This is a genomic window from Enterobacter cloacae complex sp. IR5402 (genome assembly GCF_049238125.1).
In the GTDB taxonomy this organism is placed as follows: Bacteria; Pseudomonadota; Gammaproteobacteria; order Enterobacterales; family Enterobacteriaceae; genus Enterobacter; species Enterobacter hormaechei_C.
Genome location: NZ_JBMKHO010000001.1, coordinates 388,651 through 401,483, shown reverse-complemented (window position 1 = coordinate 401,483; position 12,833 = coordinate 388,651). Strand labels below are relative to the sequence as shown.

Genomic DNA, 12,833 nt, shown 5'->3' with positions numbered 1-12,833 from the left:
ATAGTCAGTTGTTTTCTTCGAATTAAAGGATTAGCAAATGGGGAAATTTGTCGTCGTTTTAGGGGATGCCACTACGCATGGTGGCAAAGTCACATCAGCCTCATCCAGTTTCGATATATCCGGTAAAAATGCCGCACTTTTGAATGATACTGTCAGTTGCCCGGAACACGGTATGAATAAAATTATTGAATGCGATGTTTCTGCGTATGAAGAAAACGGGCGTGGAATTGTATTGCATGGCTGCAAGACGCAGTGTGGTGCGAGTGTCATTGCAAGTATGCCGGATACAGCCTTAGTAGCGGTATATGTCGTTATGCTATTACGACGATCATTTTGCAAAATGGGGATCGCAGCGTCACCATTATGCCAGAACAGGTGATCAGGGGGGCGGAGAAGGGGTGTGTGACGATGAGTATTACTGTCCCCGATAGTCTGTCGGGGGCGAGGATATTCCATTTAAGCATGGCGCCTGAAGCAGGCTGGTATATTCGTCGCGGGCATCAAAGTGCAAAAGAGAATATCCTCATGACTGAGGACTGTTTTTTCCAGGCTATCGACTGTCTGGCCTGAACGTCAGCCACCCTAACGGAAGGGGCGTGCAATAACGTAGTTAATATATATTAACTACGTTAACTTATTAAGCACCACTAAACATCGGCACTCTACAGTATCTCTCCTTAAATATATAATTACCGTTATTGAAGGAGTATCAGTAACCAAACGACAAGCCAGATATTTACCGTAACACATGCTTTTTATCCGCCTTAAGTAAAACTGCGCAAATCAAACTGCAAAACAACAAACCAGCGACGAACGTGAGGACAAATTCGTATGGCAATGCTATAACCCTTAATGCCAACCAAAATATAATGCCCCAGGAAAACGTATGCTAAGAAATATTAGTGTCAGAACGTTCATTGTCTATTTCCTTTTATGTGTATTTTTGGTAAGTGATGGAGTTATAGCGCTATTTTCACGGAATTCTTCGCTTTTTATTGCAGTCATAATTGTACAATTCATCGCCTTATTTTTACTCTGGGCGTACATGACAAAATATCTTGTGACGCCGATCAATACTGTGAAAAAAAGTATTGAAGAAGTGACGTCAGGCAAACTTGGCGTGTCGATACCTGAATTTGGCAACAATTGTGCAGGACGCCTGATCCCGGGGATTAATAGTCTCTCCAGCAACATTGCAACGCTGGTCCGTGAGATCCGCGCCTCCTCGCAAACTGCGATGACCCTGTCAGATCAACTCTCTTCACGCAGCGCGCAGCTTTCCGTCAAAACAGAACAGCAGTCAGCTTCGCTGGTGCAAACGGCAGCCAGCATGGAAGAGATGGCTGCAAGTACAAAAAATAATGCCGACAATACCCGTTTAGCCAGCGAACAGGCGAATCTCGCGACGTTGCAGGCGCGTAAAGGCGGAGAGTTAATGGGGCAGGTCGCGAACAATATGCAGTCGATTACCGACTGCGCCCAGCAAATGACAGAGATTATCTCGCTGATTGACGGTATCGCTTTTCAGACCAATATTCTGGCGCTTAACGCCGCCGTTGAAGCGGCAAGAGCGGGCGACCATGGTAAAGGGTTTTCTGTGGTCGCGGGTGAAGTGAGAAGCCTGGCGCATCGTAGCGCCGAAGCGGCAAAAAATATTAAGTCATTGATTGAAGTCACCAGCCATAACGTGACGCAGGGCGTTAACGTGGTCTCTGAAGCCGAAAAAAACATGCATGACATTGTTACCGGTTCGGGCAATGTGAGCAGACTGATGGATGAAATTTCCGCCTCAACATCAGAACAGGAAAAAGGTATTTCACAAATTACGCAGGCATTGTCTGAGCTTGAACGCGTAACGCAGAGCAACGTGTCGATGGTTGAAGAACTCAATGGATCGTCAGATGTGCTGCGCAATCAGGTGATTGAGCTCCAGACACGAACACGTAATTTCCGTCTGGAAAATGAGCTCCAGGCTGACAATGCGTTAAGAAGCCGCGAATGGGCGGTGAATTCCTGAGCGTATTCAGGACGATGCCTCACATAATTATTGCTTAACCCTCGGCGAAAGCTAGACTGACACCGAAAGAGATAAAACGGTGGAGGCGCTGTGGAGAGCATCAAAGGGTCTGAGGTTAACGTACCTGACGCAGTTTTTGCATGGGTGTTTGATGGACGTGGCGGCGCAAGGCCGCTTGAAGATCAGGATCATATCGACAACGAACATCCATGCTGGCTGCACCTCAACTACACGCACCCGGACAGCGCCGAGTGGCTCGCGTCCACGCCGCTATTGCCCAACAACGTTCGGGATGCGCTGGCGGGAGAAAGTCTCAGACCCCGCGTCAGCCGGATGGGTGAGGGGACGTTAATTACGCTGCGTTGTATAAACGGCAGTACGGATGAGCGTCCGGATCAGCTGGTGGCCATGCGTGTTTATATGGATGAACGGCTGATTGTTTCCACCCGCCAGCGAAAAGTGCTGGCGCTGGATGACGTCATTAACGATCTGAAAGAGGGCACGGGGCCTACGGATTGCGGCAGCTGGCTGGTGGATGTGTGTGATGCGCTGACCGATCATGCCAGCGAGTTTATAGAAGAACTTCACGATAAAATCATCGATCTGGAAGATAACCTGCTCGATCAGCAAATTCCCCCACGTGGTTTTCTGGCGTTGCTGCGTAAGCAGCTCATCGTGATGCGCCGCTATATGACTCCCCAGCGCGACGTTTATGCGCGGCTGGCCAGCGAACGCATGAGCTGGATGAACGACGATCAGCGCCGCAGAATGCAGGATATCGCTGACCGGCTCGGACGTGGTTTGGACGAGATTGACTCATGTATTGCCAGAACGGCAGTCATGGCGGATGAGATAGCCCAGGTGATGCAGGAGTCGTTAGCCAGGAGAACGTACACCATGTCGCTGATGGCGATGGTCTTTTTACCGAGTACCTTCCTGACGGGGTTGTTTGGCGTAAACCTCGGAGGGATCCCCGGCGGTGAATATCACTATGGCTTCACGACATTTTGCGTCATGTTAGTGGTTTTGATTGGCGGTGTTGCGTGGTGGTTGCATCGTAGTAAATGGCTGTAAATTTACGCTTTTCTGTGGCAGAGTCGGCTTCAAAACGACATTTTAATTGAGCGAAGTCAATAAACTCCGACCATGTTAGGTGCAATATTACTCCCGCAGGTGAATGCAACGTCAAGCGATGGGCGTTGCGCTCCATATTGTCTTACTTCCTTTTTTTGAATTACTGCATAGCACAATTGATTCGTACGACGCCGACTTCATAGTCGGCTTTTTTTTGCCTCCTGTTTATCTGCGTCTACCCTTTAGGGGTCAGCACCCTAATCTGGAGGAAAAGATGAGTATGCTACTTGCCCTGCAACGCCTGAACACCTGGCAGTCCGATCCGGTGCCCACCGATCCGACGCCGATACCCGATCCTGTCCCACGTCCGCAGCCGATGCCTGATCCACCACCGGATGAAGAGCCGATTAAATTGTCGCATCGTTAGCGCAGATCTGCGAGGATACGCGCCATCTGACTGCAATCATTACTACGAGAGTATATTGTGACCGCTTTTTCCACGCTGAACGTTCTGCCTGAAGCCCAACTGGCTAACCTGAATGAGTTGGGCTACCTCACTATGACCCCTGTCCAGGCCGCCGCGCTGCCGGCTATCCTTGAAGGCCGTGACGTGCGCGTGCAGGCGAAAACCGGCAGTGGAAAAACGGCTGCATTCGGGCTAGGCCTGTTACAACACATTGATGCAACCCTGTTTCAGACTCAGTCCCTGATACTCTGCCCGACGCGCGAGCTGGCCGACCAGGTCGCGGGTGAGCTGCGTCGTCTGGCGCGTTTTTTGCATAACACTAAAATTTTAACGCTCTGCGGCGGGCAACCGTTTGGTGCGCAGCGCGATTCCCTTCAGCACGCGCCGCATATCATTGTGGCAACGCCGGGCCGTCTGCTCGATCACCTGCAAAAAGGCACCGTTTCACTCGATGCACTGCAAACGCTGGTGATGGATGAAGCTGACCGCATGCTGGATATGGGCTTCAGCGATGCGATTGACGAAGTGATCCGCTTTGCGCCAGCCACGCGTCAGACGCTGCTCTTTTCTGCCACCTGGCCTGAGGCGATTGCGGCGATCAGCGGGCGCGTGCAGAAGAACCCGCTGACCATTGAAATCGATACTGTCGATGCGTTGCCGGCGATTGAGCAGCAGTTCTTCGAGACATCGCAGCAGGGCAAAATTCCACTGCTACAAAAATTGCTGAGCCAACACCAGCCAGCGTCCTGCGTGGTGTTCTGTAATACCAAAAAAGACTGTCAGGCGGTGTGCGATGCCCTGAATGATGCCGGGCAGAGCGCATTATCGCTGCATGGTGATCTGGAACAGCGCGATCGCGATCAGACGCTGGTGCGTTTTGCTAACGGCAGCGCTCGCGTGCTGGTTGCAACGGATGTGGCGGCCCGTGGCCTGGATATTAAATCGCTTGAGCTGGTGGTGAATTTCGAACTGGCATGGGATCCGGAAGTGCATGTCCACCGCATCGGGCGTACTGCGCGTGCGGGTAACAGTGGTCTCGCCATCAGCTTCTGCGCACCTGAAGAGGCGCAGCGCGCTAATATTCTTTCGGAAATGCTGCAACTGAAACTCAACTGGGTGAATACCCCAGGTAATATCAGCATCGCTCCGCTGGCGGCGGAAATGGCCACCCTGTGCATCGACGGCGGTAAAAAGGCCAAAATGCGTCCCGGTGACGTTCTGGGGGCGTTAACAGGGGATATCGGTCTCGACGGGGCAGATATTGGCAAGATCACGGTCCACCCTGCGCATGTCTACGTAGCGGTTCGCCAGTCGGTTGCGCATAAGGCCTGGAAACAGTTGCAGGGCGGGAAGATTAAAGGGAAAACCTGCCGCGTTCGACTGCTGAAGTAAGCTTAAAACGCGTCTCAGAAACGATATCTGAGACGCTGCCAGGTTACTTGACTTCTACCACGTTCAGGCGCAGTTCATCGAATTGCGCATCCTCTTCCTCTGGCTGCCAGCCAGCAGGCTGCATCGGGATCTCTTCGCGATCAAACGCCAGATCCCCGCCATTCACCACCTCTGAACCGTGGTTAATCCCTTTGAAATCGAACAGTTCAACGTCGGCGAGGTGCGAAGGCACCACGTTCTGCATGGCGCTGAACATGGTTTCGATGCGGCCCGGATAGCGTTTATCCCAGTCACGCAGCATGTCGCCAATGACCTGACGTTGCAGGTTCGGCTGTGAGCCGCACAGATTGCACGGAATGATAGGGAAGGCTTTGGCCTGAGAGAAACGCTCAATGTCTTTCTCGCGGCAGTAGGCAAGTGGGCGGATCACGATGTGTTTGCCGTCGTCGCTCATCAGCTTCGGTGGCATTCCCTTCATTTTGCCGCCGTAGAACATATTCAGAAACAGCGTTTGCAGAATGTCGTCCCGGTGATGGCCAAGCGCAATCTTGGTGGCACCCAGTTCGGTTGCGGTGCGGTACAGAATGCCGCGACGCAAACGTGAGCAGAGCGAGCAGGTCGTTTTGCCCTCTGGGATCTTCTCTTTAACAATGCCGTAGGTATTCTCTTCTACGATTTTGTACTCAACGCCCAGGTTATCAAGGTACTCCGGCAGGATATGCTCCGGGAAGCCAGGTTGTTTCTGATCGAGGTTAACCGCGACCAGGGAAAAGTTCACCGGTGCGCTTTGCTGTAGATTACGCAGGATCTCCAGCATGGTGTAGCTGTCTTTACCGCCCGACAGGCAGACCATGATGCGATCGCCTTCTTCAATCATGTTGAAGTCTGCAATGGCTTCGCCCACGTTACGGCGCAGTCGCTTTTGCAGTTTATTCAGGTTGTACTGTTCTTTCTTGTTAATCTCTTGATTTTCTTGCATCTATTCGTTACTCAGATCTCAAATGGGGCACAGGGTGAGGAAAACGATTTCAAAGCGTCAGCTTCGTGTTCATCTCTTCTATCCATGTAGCATAGATTTCATACACCATCTGCGCATTAACGTGCCCCATCTGGTTAGCGATAAAAGACGGGTTTGCGGCTACCGGTAAAAACCAGCATGCGAAAGTGTGTCGTGTATGGTACGGATTGCAGCGCCGAATGCCAGCACGATTTACAAATGAGCCCCACAGGAGAAGTTTGGTTAAGACTGAAGGGTTGTCTACACTTACAGCTTACGCAGTAAAAACGGAGGTGAAAATGACTGACCGTCCCGTTCATGGTGACCATCCTGATTATAATCCCAGCCCGGATAACCCGGAAAAGGATGGAAGAAAACCGAAAGATGATCCTGGCTCAGCGCCTGAATCAGGCGATAAAGATCCAGAGTAATGACCAACCGCCTTTACGAAGGCGGTTTTAACACCCATTACGGCCTCTCTACGCGCACCGCTATTCACGTTATCCTCATCAACGTCGTCTGATAACCGCTCAGAATCCATCCCTTTTTTGCCGGATGAACGGGTGAGATAAAGCACGGATCTCATTCCCGCGTACCAGCGCGTTTTACAGTTCTCCTGCTACGCTTTTGAGGGTGACAAGGGAGCGCTTCTATGAAAAATAAAGACGAGCAGACAGGATTAGTTGGGCTGGCGATTGGTGCCGCCGTTATCGGGCTGGTTTCATCCCAGAAGATCATCAACCGTGAAAGTATTGTCGATGAACTGGTAAGGCTCGGCAGGCAGAAGGGGGATGGTGTCGAAGATGAGGTCTTTTTAAAAGCGGCTGAGTTAGTGAGAAAAGGGGTATAAGCGATGGCTGACATTCGTCATGCACAGTGTCATTGTGGGGCGGTGAAATTTACGGTTGAGCTGACGGACGGCCTGAATACCGCACGTCGATGTAGCTGCTCGTTTTGCAGGATGCGTGGGGCGGTCGTGGTTTCAGCGCCTTTGACGGGCATTAAGGTGACGCAGGGCGCGGACACGCTCACAGAGTACCGTTTCAACACCGGCACGGCGCGCCATTTCTTCTGTTCGATTTGCGGTATTTACACGTTCCACCAACGACGTTCCAATCCCAATGAATATGGTGTGAATGTCGCCTGTCTGGAAAATGTCACGCCATTCGACTTCCCGGAAGTGGCGGTAATGGATGGAGTAAATCACCCTATGGATGGCGACAGCGGGGTATTTGGCTATCTCTCTTTCCGTAAAGAACAGACGAAACAGCGATGAAAACTAGCCCGCAGATCGCTGCGGGCTAACGGGATTAGAACTGGTAAACCAGACCTAACGCTACAATGTCATCCGTACCGATGCCATTGTTTTTGTAGAATGAATCATCTTCATCCAGCAGGTTGATTTTATAATCAACATAGGTGGACATATTTTTGTTGAAATAATAGGTAGCACCGACGTCAGCATATTTCACCAGGTCTTTATCGTCCTGGCCATTGCCCAGGTCTTTACCTTTAGACTGTAAATAGGAAATGGCCGGACGCAGACCGAAATCGAACTGATATTGTGCGGTGACTTCGAAGTTCTGGGTTTTGTTTGCCACCGCATCTGCATTGTCGCCGTACGGCGTCATATTGCGGGTTTCGGAATACATTGCCGCCAGATAAATGTTGTTGGCATCGTATTTCAGACCTGCGGTCCATGCATCCGCAGTATCGCCGCCCGCAGTAGTGTAATTTACCTGATCGTTGGTACGGTCAGATGAAGTATATGCTGCACCTGCGCTGAAGCCCATGCCGAAATCGTAGGTTGCGGATATACCGTAACCGTCACCATTTTCATGACGTGTATCACGACCGTTGTTGGTCCCTTCATTGGTAGAGCAGAAATTCTCGTCGCAGTTATTACCTTCATTATTACCCTGATACTGCACCGCGAAGTTCAGACCCTGCACCAGACCAAAGAAGTCGGTGTTACGGTAGGTCGCCACGCCGTTTGCACGACCGGTCATAAAGTTATCGGCATAAGTATAAGAGTCGCCACCAAATTCTGGCAGCATATCGGTCCAGCCTTCAACGTCGTACAGGACGCCATAGTTGCGGCCGTAATCGAAGGAGCCGTAATCGCCCACCTTCACGCCCGCGAAGGCCAGACGCGTCCAGGACTGATTGTCAGAACCTTCGGTGTTGTTTGCCTGAATGTTATATTCCCATTGGGCGAAGCCGGTCATCATGTCGTTGATTTGGGTTTCACCTTTAAAACCCAGACGCATATAGGTTTGATCGCCATCTTTAGACGCGTCGTCAGAGAAATAATGCAGACCATCTACTTTGCCATACAGATCCAGTTTATTGCCGTCTTTATTATAAATTTCAGCTGCGTGAGCGGCTCCAGCCATTAACAAAGCGGGGATCATCAGTGCCAGTACTTTTCTTTGCATTTTGATTATTCCTTTGCAGTTATTTTTTTATTGCTTAGTGAACTTTCCGGGCTGGAAAGGTGTCCCATGCTAAATCACTCTGGCGGCGGATGAATAAAATATAATTGTTACGGGTTAAGTAAAATCTAAACTAAATGATGCGGTTGAAATAATGATAAACGTCATGAATGAATTATTATAATCAATACAAAATAAAAATTATTAATTACGCGGAAAACAAGGTAATCTCCACGCCGTTATATGCCTTTAAGATTATTTCATCCATAATTCACGTGAATATTGTTCAGAACATTGAGGCAATTTTCACCGATCTTCTGGATTCGCCCGGTGCACGTGCATCGGGCTTTTTTATAGCAAAAAAATGCCCGGACAAGCCGGGCATACAGGTTATTCACTGGTCGATTTTTCGGCTTTTCCTGCCAGTTGCGCCAGAAAGTCATAACGCTTCTGAAGATCCGCTGCCGCATCCTTCCATAGCTGCTCTGCTACTTCAGGCTGCTGGGCGTTCAGCCTGCGGAAACGCTGCTCCTGAAGTAAGGTTTCGGCAAGGGCGTCTGACGGCGGACGCGAATCCAGCGCCAGCGGCAATTTCCCTTCATCGGCACGGCGCGGGTCAAAGCGGTACAGTGGCCAGAAGCCGGTTGCGGTGAGCTGACGCATCTGGTCGTGGCTGAGTGCCAGATCGTAGCCATGCTCCTCACACGGACTGTAGGCGATGATCAGCGACGGGCCTGGATACGCTTCCGCTTCCTGAATGGCTTTCACCGTCTGGTTGAGCTGCGCCCCAAGCGAAATTTGCGCGACGTAGACGTGCCCATACATCATCATGCTGACGCCCAAATCTTTACGCGCCTTGCGCTTGCCGTGCTCACCAAATTTCGTGACCGCCCCCAATGGCGTTGCTTTCGAGGCCTGTCCGCCAGTGTTGGAATAACACTGAGTATCGAGCACCAGAATATTGACGTTTTCGGTCAGGCTCAGGACATGATCAAGACCACCGAAACCAATATCGTAGGCCCACCCGTCGCCGCCGATCAGCCAGATAGATTTTTCAACCAACGCGTCAGCATCAGTCAGGAGTTGTTCAGCCCCTTCAACACCCTGAAGCGCGTGGCGCAGTTCAGCAACCTGCGCACGACGAACGTCAGGTGTGGCCTCCGCATGCAGGGCATCATTCAGTTCTGCCGGGATCTTATCGGCAAACTGTGCCAGCAGACGCATTACGCGGGCGCGGTGCTGATCGACCGTCAGACGGAATCCCAGACCAAATTCTGCGTTGTCCTCGAAAAGCGAGTTTGCCCACGCCGGGCCGCGACCGTTTGCGTCGGTAGTGTACGGCGTGGACGGCAGGTTACCTCCGTAGATCGACGAGCAGCCCGTCGCGTTGGCAATCAGCATCCGGTCGCCGTAAAGCTGGGTAAGCAGTTTGATATACGGTGTTTCGCCGCAGCCGGAGCACGCCCCGGAGTACTCGAAGAGCGGGGTGATGAGCTGCGAGGTACGAATGTCAATGCGTTCCAGCTTGTTGCGATCGATTTCGGGCAGGTCGAGGAAGAAATCATAATTCACTTTCTCTTCTTCAACATGTTCAAGACGCGACATCATATTGATGGCTTTGATTGACGGGTCCTGACGATCTTTCGCCGGGCACACCTCGACGCACAGGTTACAGCCGGTACAGTCTTCCGGCGCCACCTGAAGAACATATTTCTGACCACGCATATCGCGGGATTTTACATCCAGCGAGTGCAAACTTTCCGGTGCGCCATCTAACGCTTCTGGTGACACCACTTTGGCGCGAATAGCCGAGTGCGGGCAGGCCGCCACGCAGTGGTTGCACTGGGTGCACAGCTCTTCTTTCCAGATAGGGATCGCTTCGGCAATGTTGCGTTTTTCCCAGCGGGTCGTGCCCATCGGCCAGGTGCCGTCAGGCGGAAGCGCAGAGACGGGAAGGGTATCTCCCAGTCCGGCAAGCATCGCCGCCGTGACGGTTTTGACGAAATCCGGGGCGGCGTCAGACACCACTGGCGGCCGGTTCGGACTGCTGGCATTGACCGGCTGCAACGGCACCGCGAACAGCGATTCGCGGGCCAGCGCCAGCGCCTGCCAGTTGCGCTCAACCAGTTCCTGACCTTTGCTGCTGTAGCTTTTGGCGATTGCACCCTGAAGCTCCATCAGCGCGCTGTCGCCCGGCAGAATATTGGTCAGGTGGAAGAACGCCATCTGCATAACCGTATTGATGCGCGCCGCCAGGCCGCATTCGCGGGCGATCTTCGCGGCGTTAATGACATACAGGCGCGCCTGTTTCTGGTTAAGCACTGCCTGCACTTCCTGGGGCAGGCGTGCCCAGACCTCGTCGGCGCTGTAAGGGGTGTTGATCAGGAAAATACCGCCGGGCTTCAGGCGCTCGGCCATCTGATATTTATCAATGAACTGGAGCTGGTGACAGCCAACAAAATCCGCCTGAGAAATCAGGTATGCCGAGCGGATCGGGTGTTCGCTGACGCGCAGGTGGGAGACGGTAAGTCCGCCCGCTTTTTTGGAGTCGTAGACGAAATATCCTTGCGCATACCACGGCGTAGAGTTGCCGATAATTTTGATGTTGTTCTTGGTCGCTGAGACGCTGCCGTCGCTGCCCAGACCGTAGAACAGCGCTTCCAGTTTCGCATTCGAGGGCAGGGTGTTTTCCGGCAAAGGGAGAGAAAGGTTAGTCACGTCATCATAAATGCCGACCGTAAAGCGCGGCTTCGGTTTTGCCTCGCGCAGTTCAGCAAATACCGCAAGGACGCACTCCGGCCCGAACTCTTTTGAAGACAATCCATAACGCCCGCCAATGACGCGCGGCAGCGTTTCGCGCTCACCGCGGTTAAACGCCTCAGCCAGTGCGGTCATTACATCCAGATAAAGTGGCTCAGCCTGTGCGCCAGGTTCTTTGGTGCGGTCCAGTACTGCCACGGCACGCGCGCTGTCCGGCAGGGCTGCGAGCAGGTGTTTCGCTGAGAAGGGACGGTAGAGGCGAACTTTGAGCACGCCAACTTTTTCACCAGGCGTCAGCAGCTCATCGACCACCTCTTCGCAGGTGCCGATGGCAGAGCCCATCAGGACGATCACGCGCTCGGCCTGCGGATGACCGTAATATTCAAACGGCTTATATTCGCGGCCCGTCGCAGCGGCAAAATCGTCCATCGCCTGTTCAACGTGCTCATACACCGCGTTGTACCACGGGTTTGTCGCCTCGCGGGACTGGAAATAGGTATCCGGGTTCGCAGAGGTACCCCGGATCACCGGATGTTCCGGATTGAGGGCGCGAGCGCGATGCGCATCGATATCAGCCTGCGGCAGCAGATTGAGAATGGTGTCGTCCGGTAGTGGAACGATTTTGTTGATCTCGTGGGACGTGCGAAAACCATCGAAGAAATGAATAAATGGCACTCGGCTTTTCAGCGTAGCGATATGCGATATCAGCGCGAAGTCCTGTGCTTCCTGTACGCTGCTGGCGCAGAGCATAGCGCAGCCGGTCTGACGCACGGCCATCACGTCTGAGTGGTCGCCAAAAATAGAGAGAGCGTGAGTGGCTACGGTGCGTGCGGCAACGTGCAACACAAACGGCGTTAATTGCCCTGCCAGCTTGTAAAGCGTGGGGATCATCAACAGCAGCCCCTGAGACGACGTAAACGAGGTCGACAGGGCACCGGTCTGCAACGCACCATGCACGGTGGCAATGGCCCCGGCTTCGGACTGCATCTCAACAACCCGCGGGACATCGCCCCAGACGTTTTTTATCCCATTACCAGCCCAGGCGTCAGCCTGTTCAGCCATCGTGGAGCTGGGAGTGATGGGGTAGATGGCGATCACTTCGCTGGTACGAAACGCAACAGACGCGACTGCACCATTGCCGTCAATAGTTTGCATAGGACAACACCCTTACATTGCGCAAAAAGAGGGGTCTGTAAAACGACGACAGACCCTGAATATTATCTGTGTATTTTAGCAAAGCTCAGGTTTTACGATTTTCGCTTTTGTGTCCTTGGTATGCGCTGTATCAATGACTCGAAGGCTATTCGCGTTAAAAAATTGCGAGAAATTGTTACCAAGGCGCATAAATACGCACATCCGCTCTCGACGATGCGGCGCGTGATGCCTATTATGCATAGGTTTCGCGTTAATTATGGGGAGGAAGGTATGCGTACAGCATTTTGGGTCGGATGTGCCGCGTTACTGTTGTCGGCATGCAGCAATGAACCAGTACAGCAGGCGACAGCGGCACACGTTACGCCGGGTATGCGAGCGGCTATGTCCAGTTCAGGTCAGGCCAACTGCGCAATGATCGGCGGTTCACTCTCCGTTGCCCGTCAGCTCGACGGCTCAGCCATCGGCATGTGCGCGTTGCCAAATGGCAAACGCTGTAGTGAGCAGTCGCTTGCCGTTGGTTCGTGCGGAAGCTACTGA

At 52.5% G+C, this 12,833-nt stretch carries 11 protein-coding genes and 3 pseudogenes; 10 read left to right on the top strand and 4 right to left on the bottom strand.

The genetic code is table 11. The annotated features are described in order from the left end of the window. Window positions 1-37: 37 nt before the first annotated feature. The 6 genes and pseudogenes from ACOTXL_RS01965 to dbpA form a co-directional block, all read left to right on the top strand. Window positions 38-286, top strand: a pseudogene (locus ACOTXL_RS01965) (PAAR domain-containing protein); the annotation flags it as partial. Further along, window positions 283-570, top strand: a pseudogene (locus tag ACOTXL_RS01960) (hypothetical protein); the annotation flags it as partial. The pseudogenes ACOTXL_RS01965 and ACOTXL_RS01960, both read left to right, overlap by 4 nt. Window positions 571-886: 316 nt before the next feature. Then, the gene (locus ACOTXL_RS01955) at window positions 887-2,017 is read left to right on the top strand and encodes a methyl-accepting chemotaxis protein (RefSeq protein ID WP_022651306.1); all 1,131 of its coding nucleotides are present in this window, start codon (window positions 887-889) and stop codon (window positions 2,015-2,017) included. Window positions 2,018-2,107: 90 nt separating this feature from the next. Beyond that, window positions 2,108-3,091, top strand: a complete 984-nt coding sequence (gene zntB, locus ACOTXL_RS01950; RefSeq protein ID WP_023314230.1) for a zinc transporter ZntB — start codon at window positions 2,108-2,110, stop codon at window positions 3,089-3,091. Window positions 3,092-3,371: 280 nt separating this feature from the next. Beyond that, window positions 3,372-3,518, top strand: coding sequence for a hypothetical protein (locus tag ACOTXL_RS01945; RefSeq protein ID WP_275427718.1), 147 nt, complete (start codon window positions 3,372-3,374; stop codon window positions 3,516-3,518). 57 nt (window positions 3,519-3,575) lie between these two features. Continuing rightward, entirely contained in the window at window positions 3,576-4,949 is a 1,374-nt protein-coding gene (gene dbpA / locus ACOTXL_RS01940; RefSeq protein WP_045350040.1) for an ATP-dependent RNA helicase DbpA, read from the top strand. Between the two features lie 43 nt (window positions 4,950-4,992). Here dbpA and ttcA read toward each other — a convergent pair whose 3' ends face one another. Then, a complete protein-coding gene (ttcA, locus tag ACOTXL_RS01935; protein ID WP_045333089.1) occupies window positions 4,993-5,928 on the bottom strand; it encodes a tRNA 2-thiocytidine(32) synthetase TtcA in 936 nt (311 codons plus the stop codon). A 49-nt stretch (window positions 5,929-5,977) separates the two neighbouring features. Continuing rightward, window positions 5,978-6,175: pseudogene (locus ACOTXL_RS01930) on the bottom strand (tyrosine-type recombinase/integrase); the annotation flags it as partial. Between the two features lie 70 nt (window positions 6,176-6,245). Between ACOTXL_RS01930 and ACOTXL_RS01925 the strand changes: the two are divergent. The 3 genes from ACOTXL_RS01925 (at window position 6,246) to ACOTXL_RS01915 (ending at window position 7,222) form a co-directional block, all read left to right on the top strand. Continuing rightward, the gene (locus ACOTXL_RS01925) at window positions 6,246-6,377 is read left to right on the top strand and encodes a hypothetical protein (RefSeq protein WP_255301129.1); all 132 of its coding nucleotides are present in this window, start codon (window positions 6,246-6,248) and stop codon (window positions 6,375-6,377) included. Between the two features lie 221 nt (window positions 6,378-6,598). After that, window positions 6,599-6,796, top strand: coding sequence for a hypothetical protein (locus ACOTXL_RS01920; protein ID WP_003856931.1), 198 nt, complete (start codon window positions 6,599-6,601; stop codon window positions 6,794-6,796). Between the two features lie 3 nt (window positions 6,797-6,799). Then, a complete protein-coding gene (locus tag ACOTXL_RS01915; RefSeq protein WP_022651250.1) occupies window positions 6,800-7,222 on the top strand; it encodes a GFA family protein in 423 nt (140 codons plus the stop codon). Between the two features lie 34 nt (window positions 7,223-7,256). Here the strand turns inward: ACOTXL_RS01915 and ompC are convergent, their stop codons facing one another. Then, the gene (ompC, locus tag ACOTXL_RS01910; protein ID WP_017382260.1) at window positions 7,257-8,384 is read right to left on the bottom strand and encodes a porin OmpC; all 1,128 of its coding nucleotides are present in this window, start codon (window positions 8,382-8,384) and stop codon (window positions 7,257-7,259) included. 387 nt (window positions 8,385-8,771) lie between these two features. Beyond that, window positions 8,772-12,296, bottom strand: coding sequence for a pyruvate:ferredoxin (flavodoxin) oxidoreductase (gene nifJ, locus ACOTXL_RS01905; RefSeq protein WP_410031821.1), 3,525 nt, complete (start codon window positions 12,294-12,296; stop codon window positions 8,772-8,774). A gap of 270 nt (window positions 12,297-12,566) precedes the next feature. Between nifJ and ACOTXL_RS01900 the strand changes: the two genes are divergently transcribed. Then, the gene (locus tag ACOTXL_RS01900) at window positions 12,567-12,833 is read left to right on the top strand and encodes a DUF333 domain-containing protein (RefSeq protein ID WP_023314217.1); all 267 of its coding nucleotides are present in this window, start codon (window positions 12,567-12,569) and stop codon (window positions 12,831-12,833) included.

Excerpts from the sequence above, each read along its gene's own strand:
- ttcA (WP_045333089.1), bottom strand. The coding sequence starts at position 5,928 with ATGCAAGAAAATCAAGAGATTAACAAGAAAGAACAGTACAACCTGAAT.
- nifJ (WP_410031821.1), bottom strand. The coding sequence starts at position 12,296 with ATGCAAACTATTGACGGCAATGGTGCAGTCGCGTCTGTTGCGTTTCGT.
- ACOTXL_RS01955 (WP_022651306.1), top strand. The coding sequence starts at position 887 with ATGCTAAGAAATATTAGTGTCAGAACGTTCATTGTCTATTTCCTTTTA.
- ACOTXL_RS01925 (WP_255301129.1), top strand. The coding sequence starts at position 6,246 with ATGACTGACCGTCCCGTTCATGGTGACCATCCTGATTATAATCCCAGC.
- ompC (WP_017382260.1), bottom strand. The coding sequence starts at position 8,384 with ATGCAAAGAAAAGTACTGGCACTGATGATCCCCGCTTTGTTAATGGCT.
- ACOTXL_RS01900 (WP_023314217.1), top strand. The coding sequence starts at position 12,567 with ATGCGTACAGCATTTTGGGTCGGATGTGCCGCGTTACTGTTGTCGGCA.
- ACOTXL_RS01920 (WP_003856931.1), top strand. The coding sequence starts at position 6,599 with ATGAAAAATAAAGACGAGCAGACAGGATTAGTTGGGCTGGCGATTGGT.
- ACOTXL_RS01915 (WP_022651250.1), top strand. The coding sequence starts at position 6,800 with ATGGCTGACATTCGTCATGCACAGTGTCATTGTGGGGCGGTGAAATTT.
- ACOTXL_RS01945 (WP_275427718.1), top strand. The coding sequence starts at position 3,372 with ATGCTACTTGCCCTGCAACGCCTGAACACCTGGCAGTCCGATCCGGTG.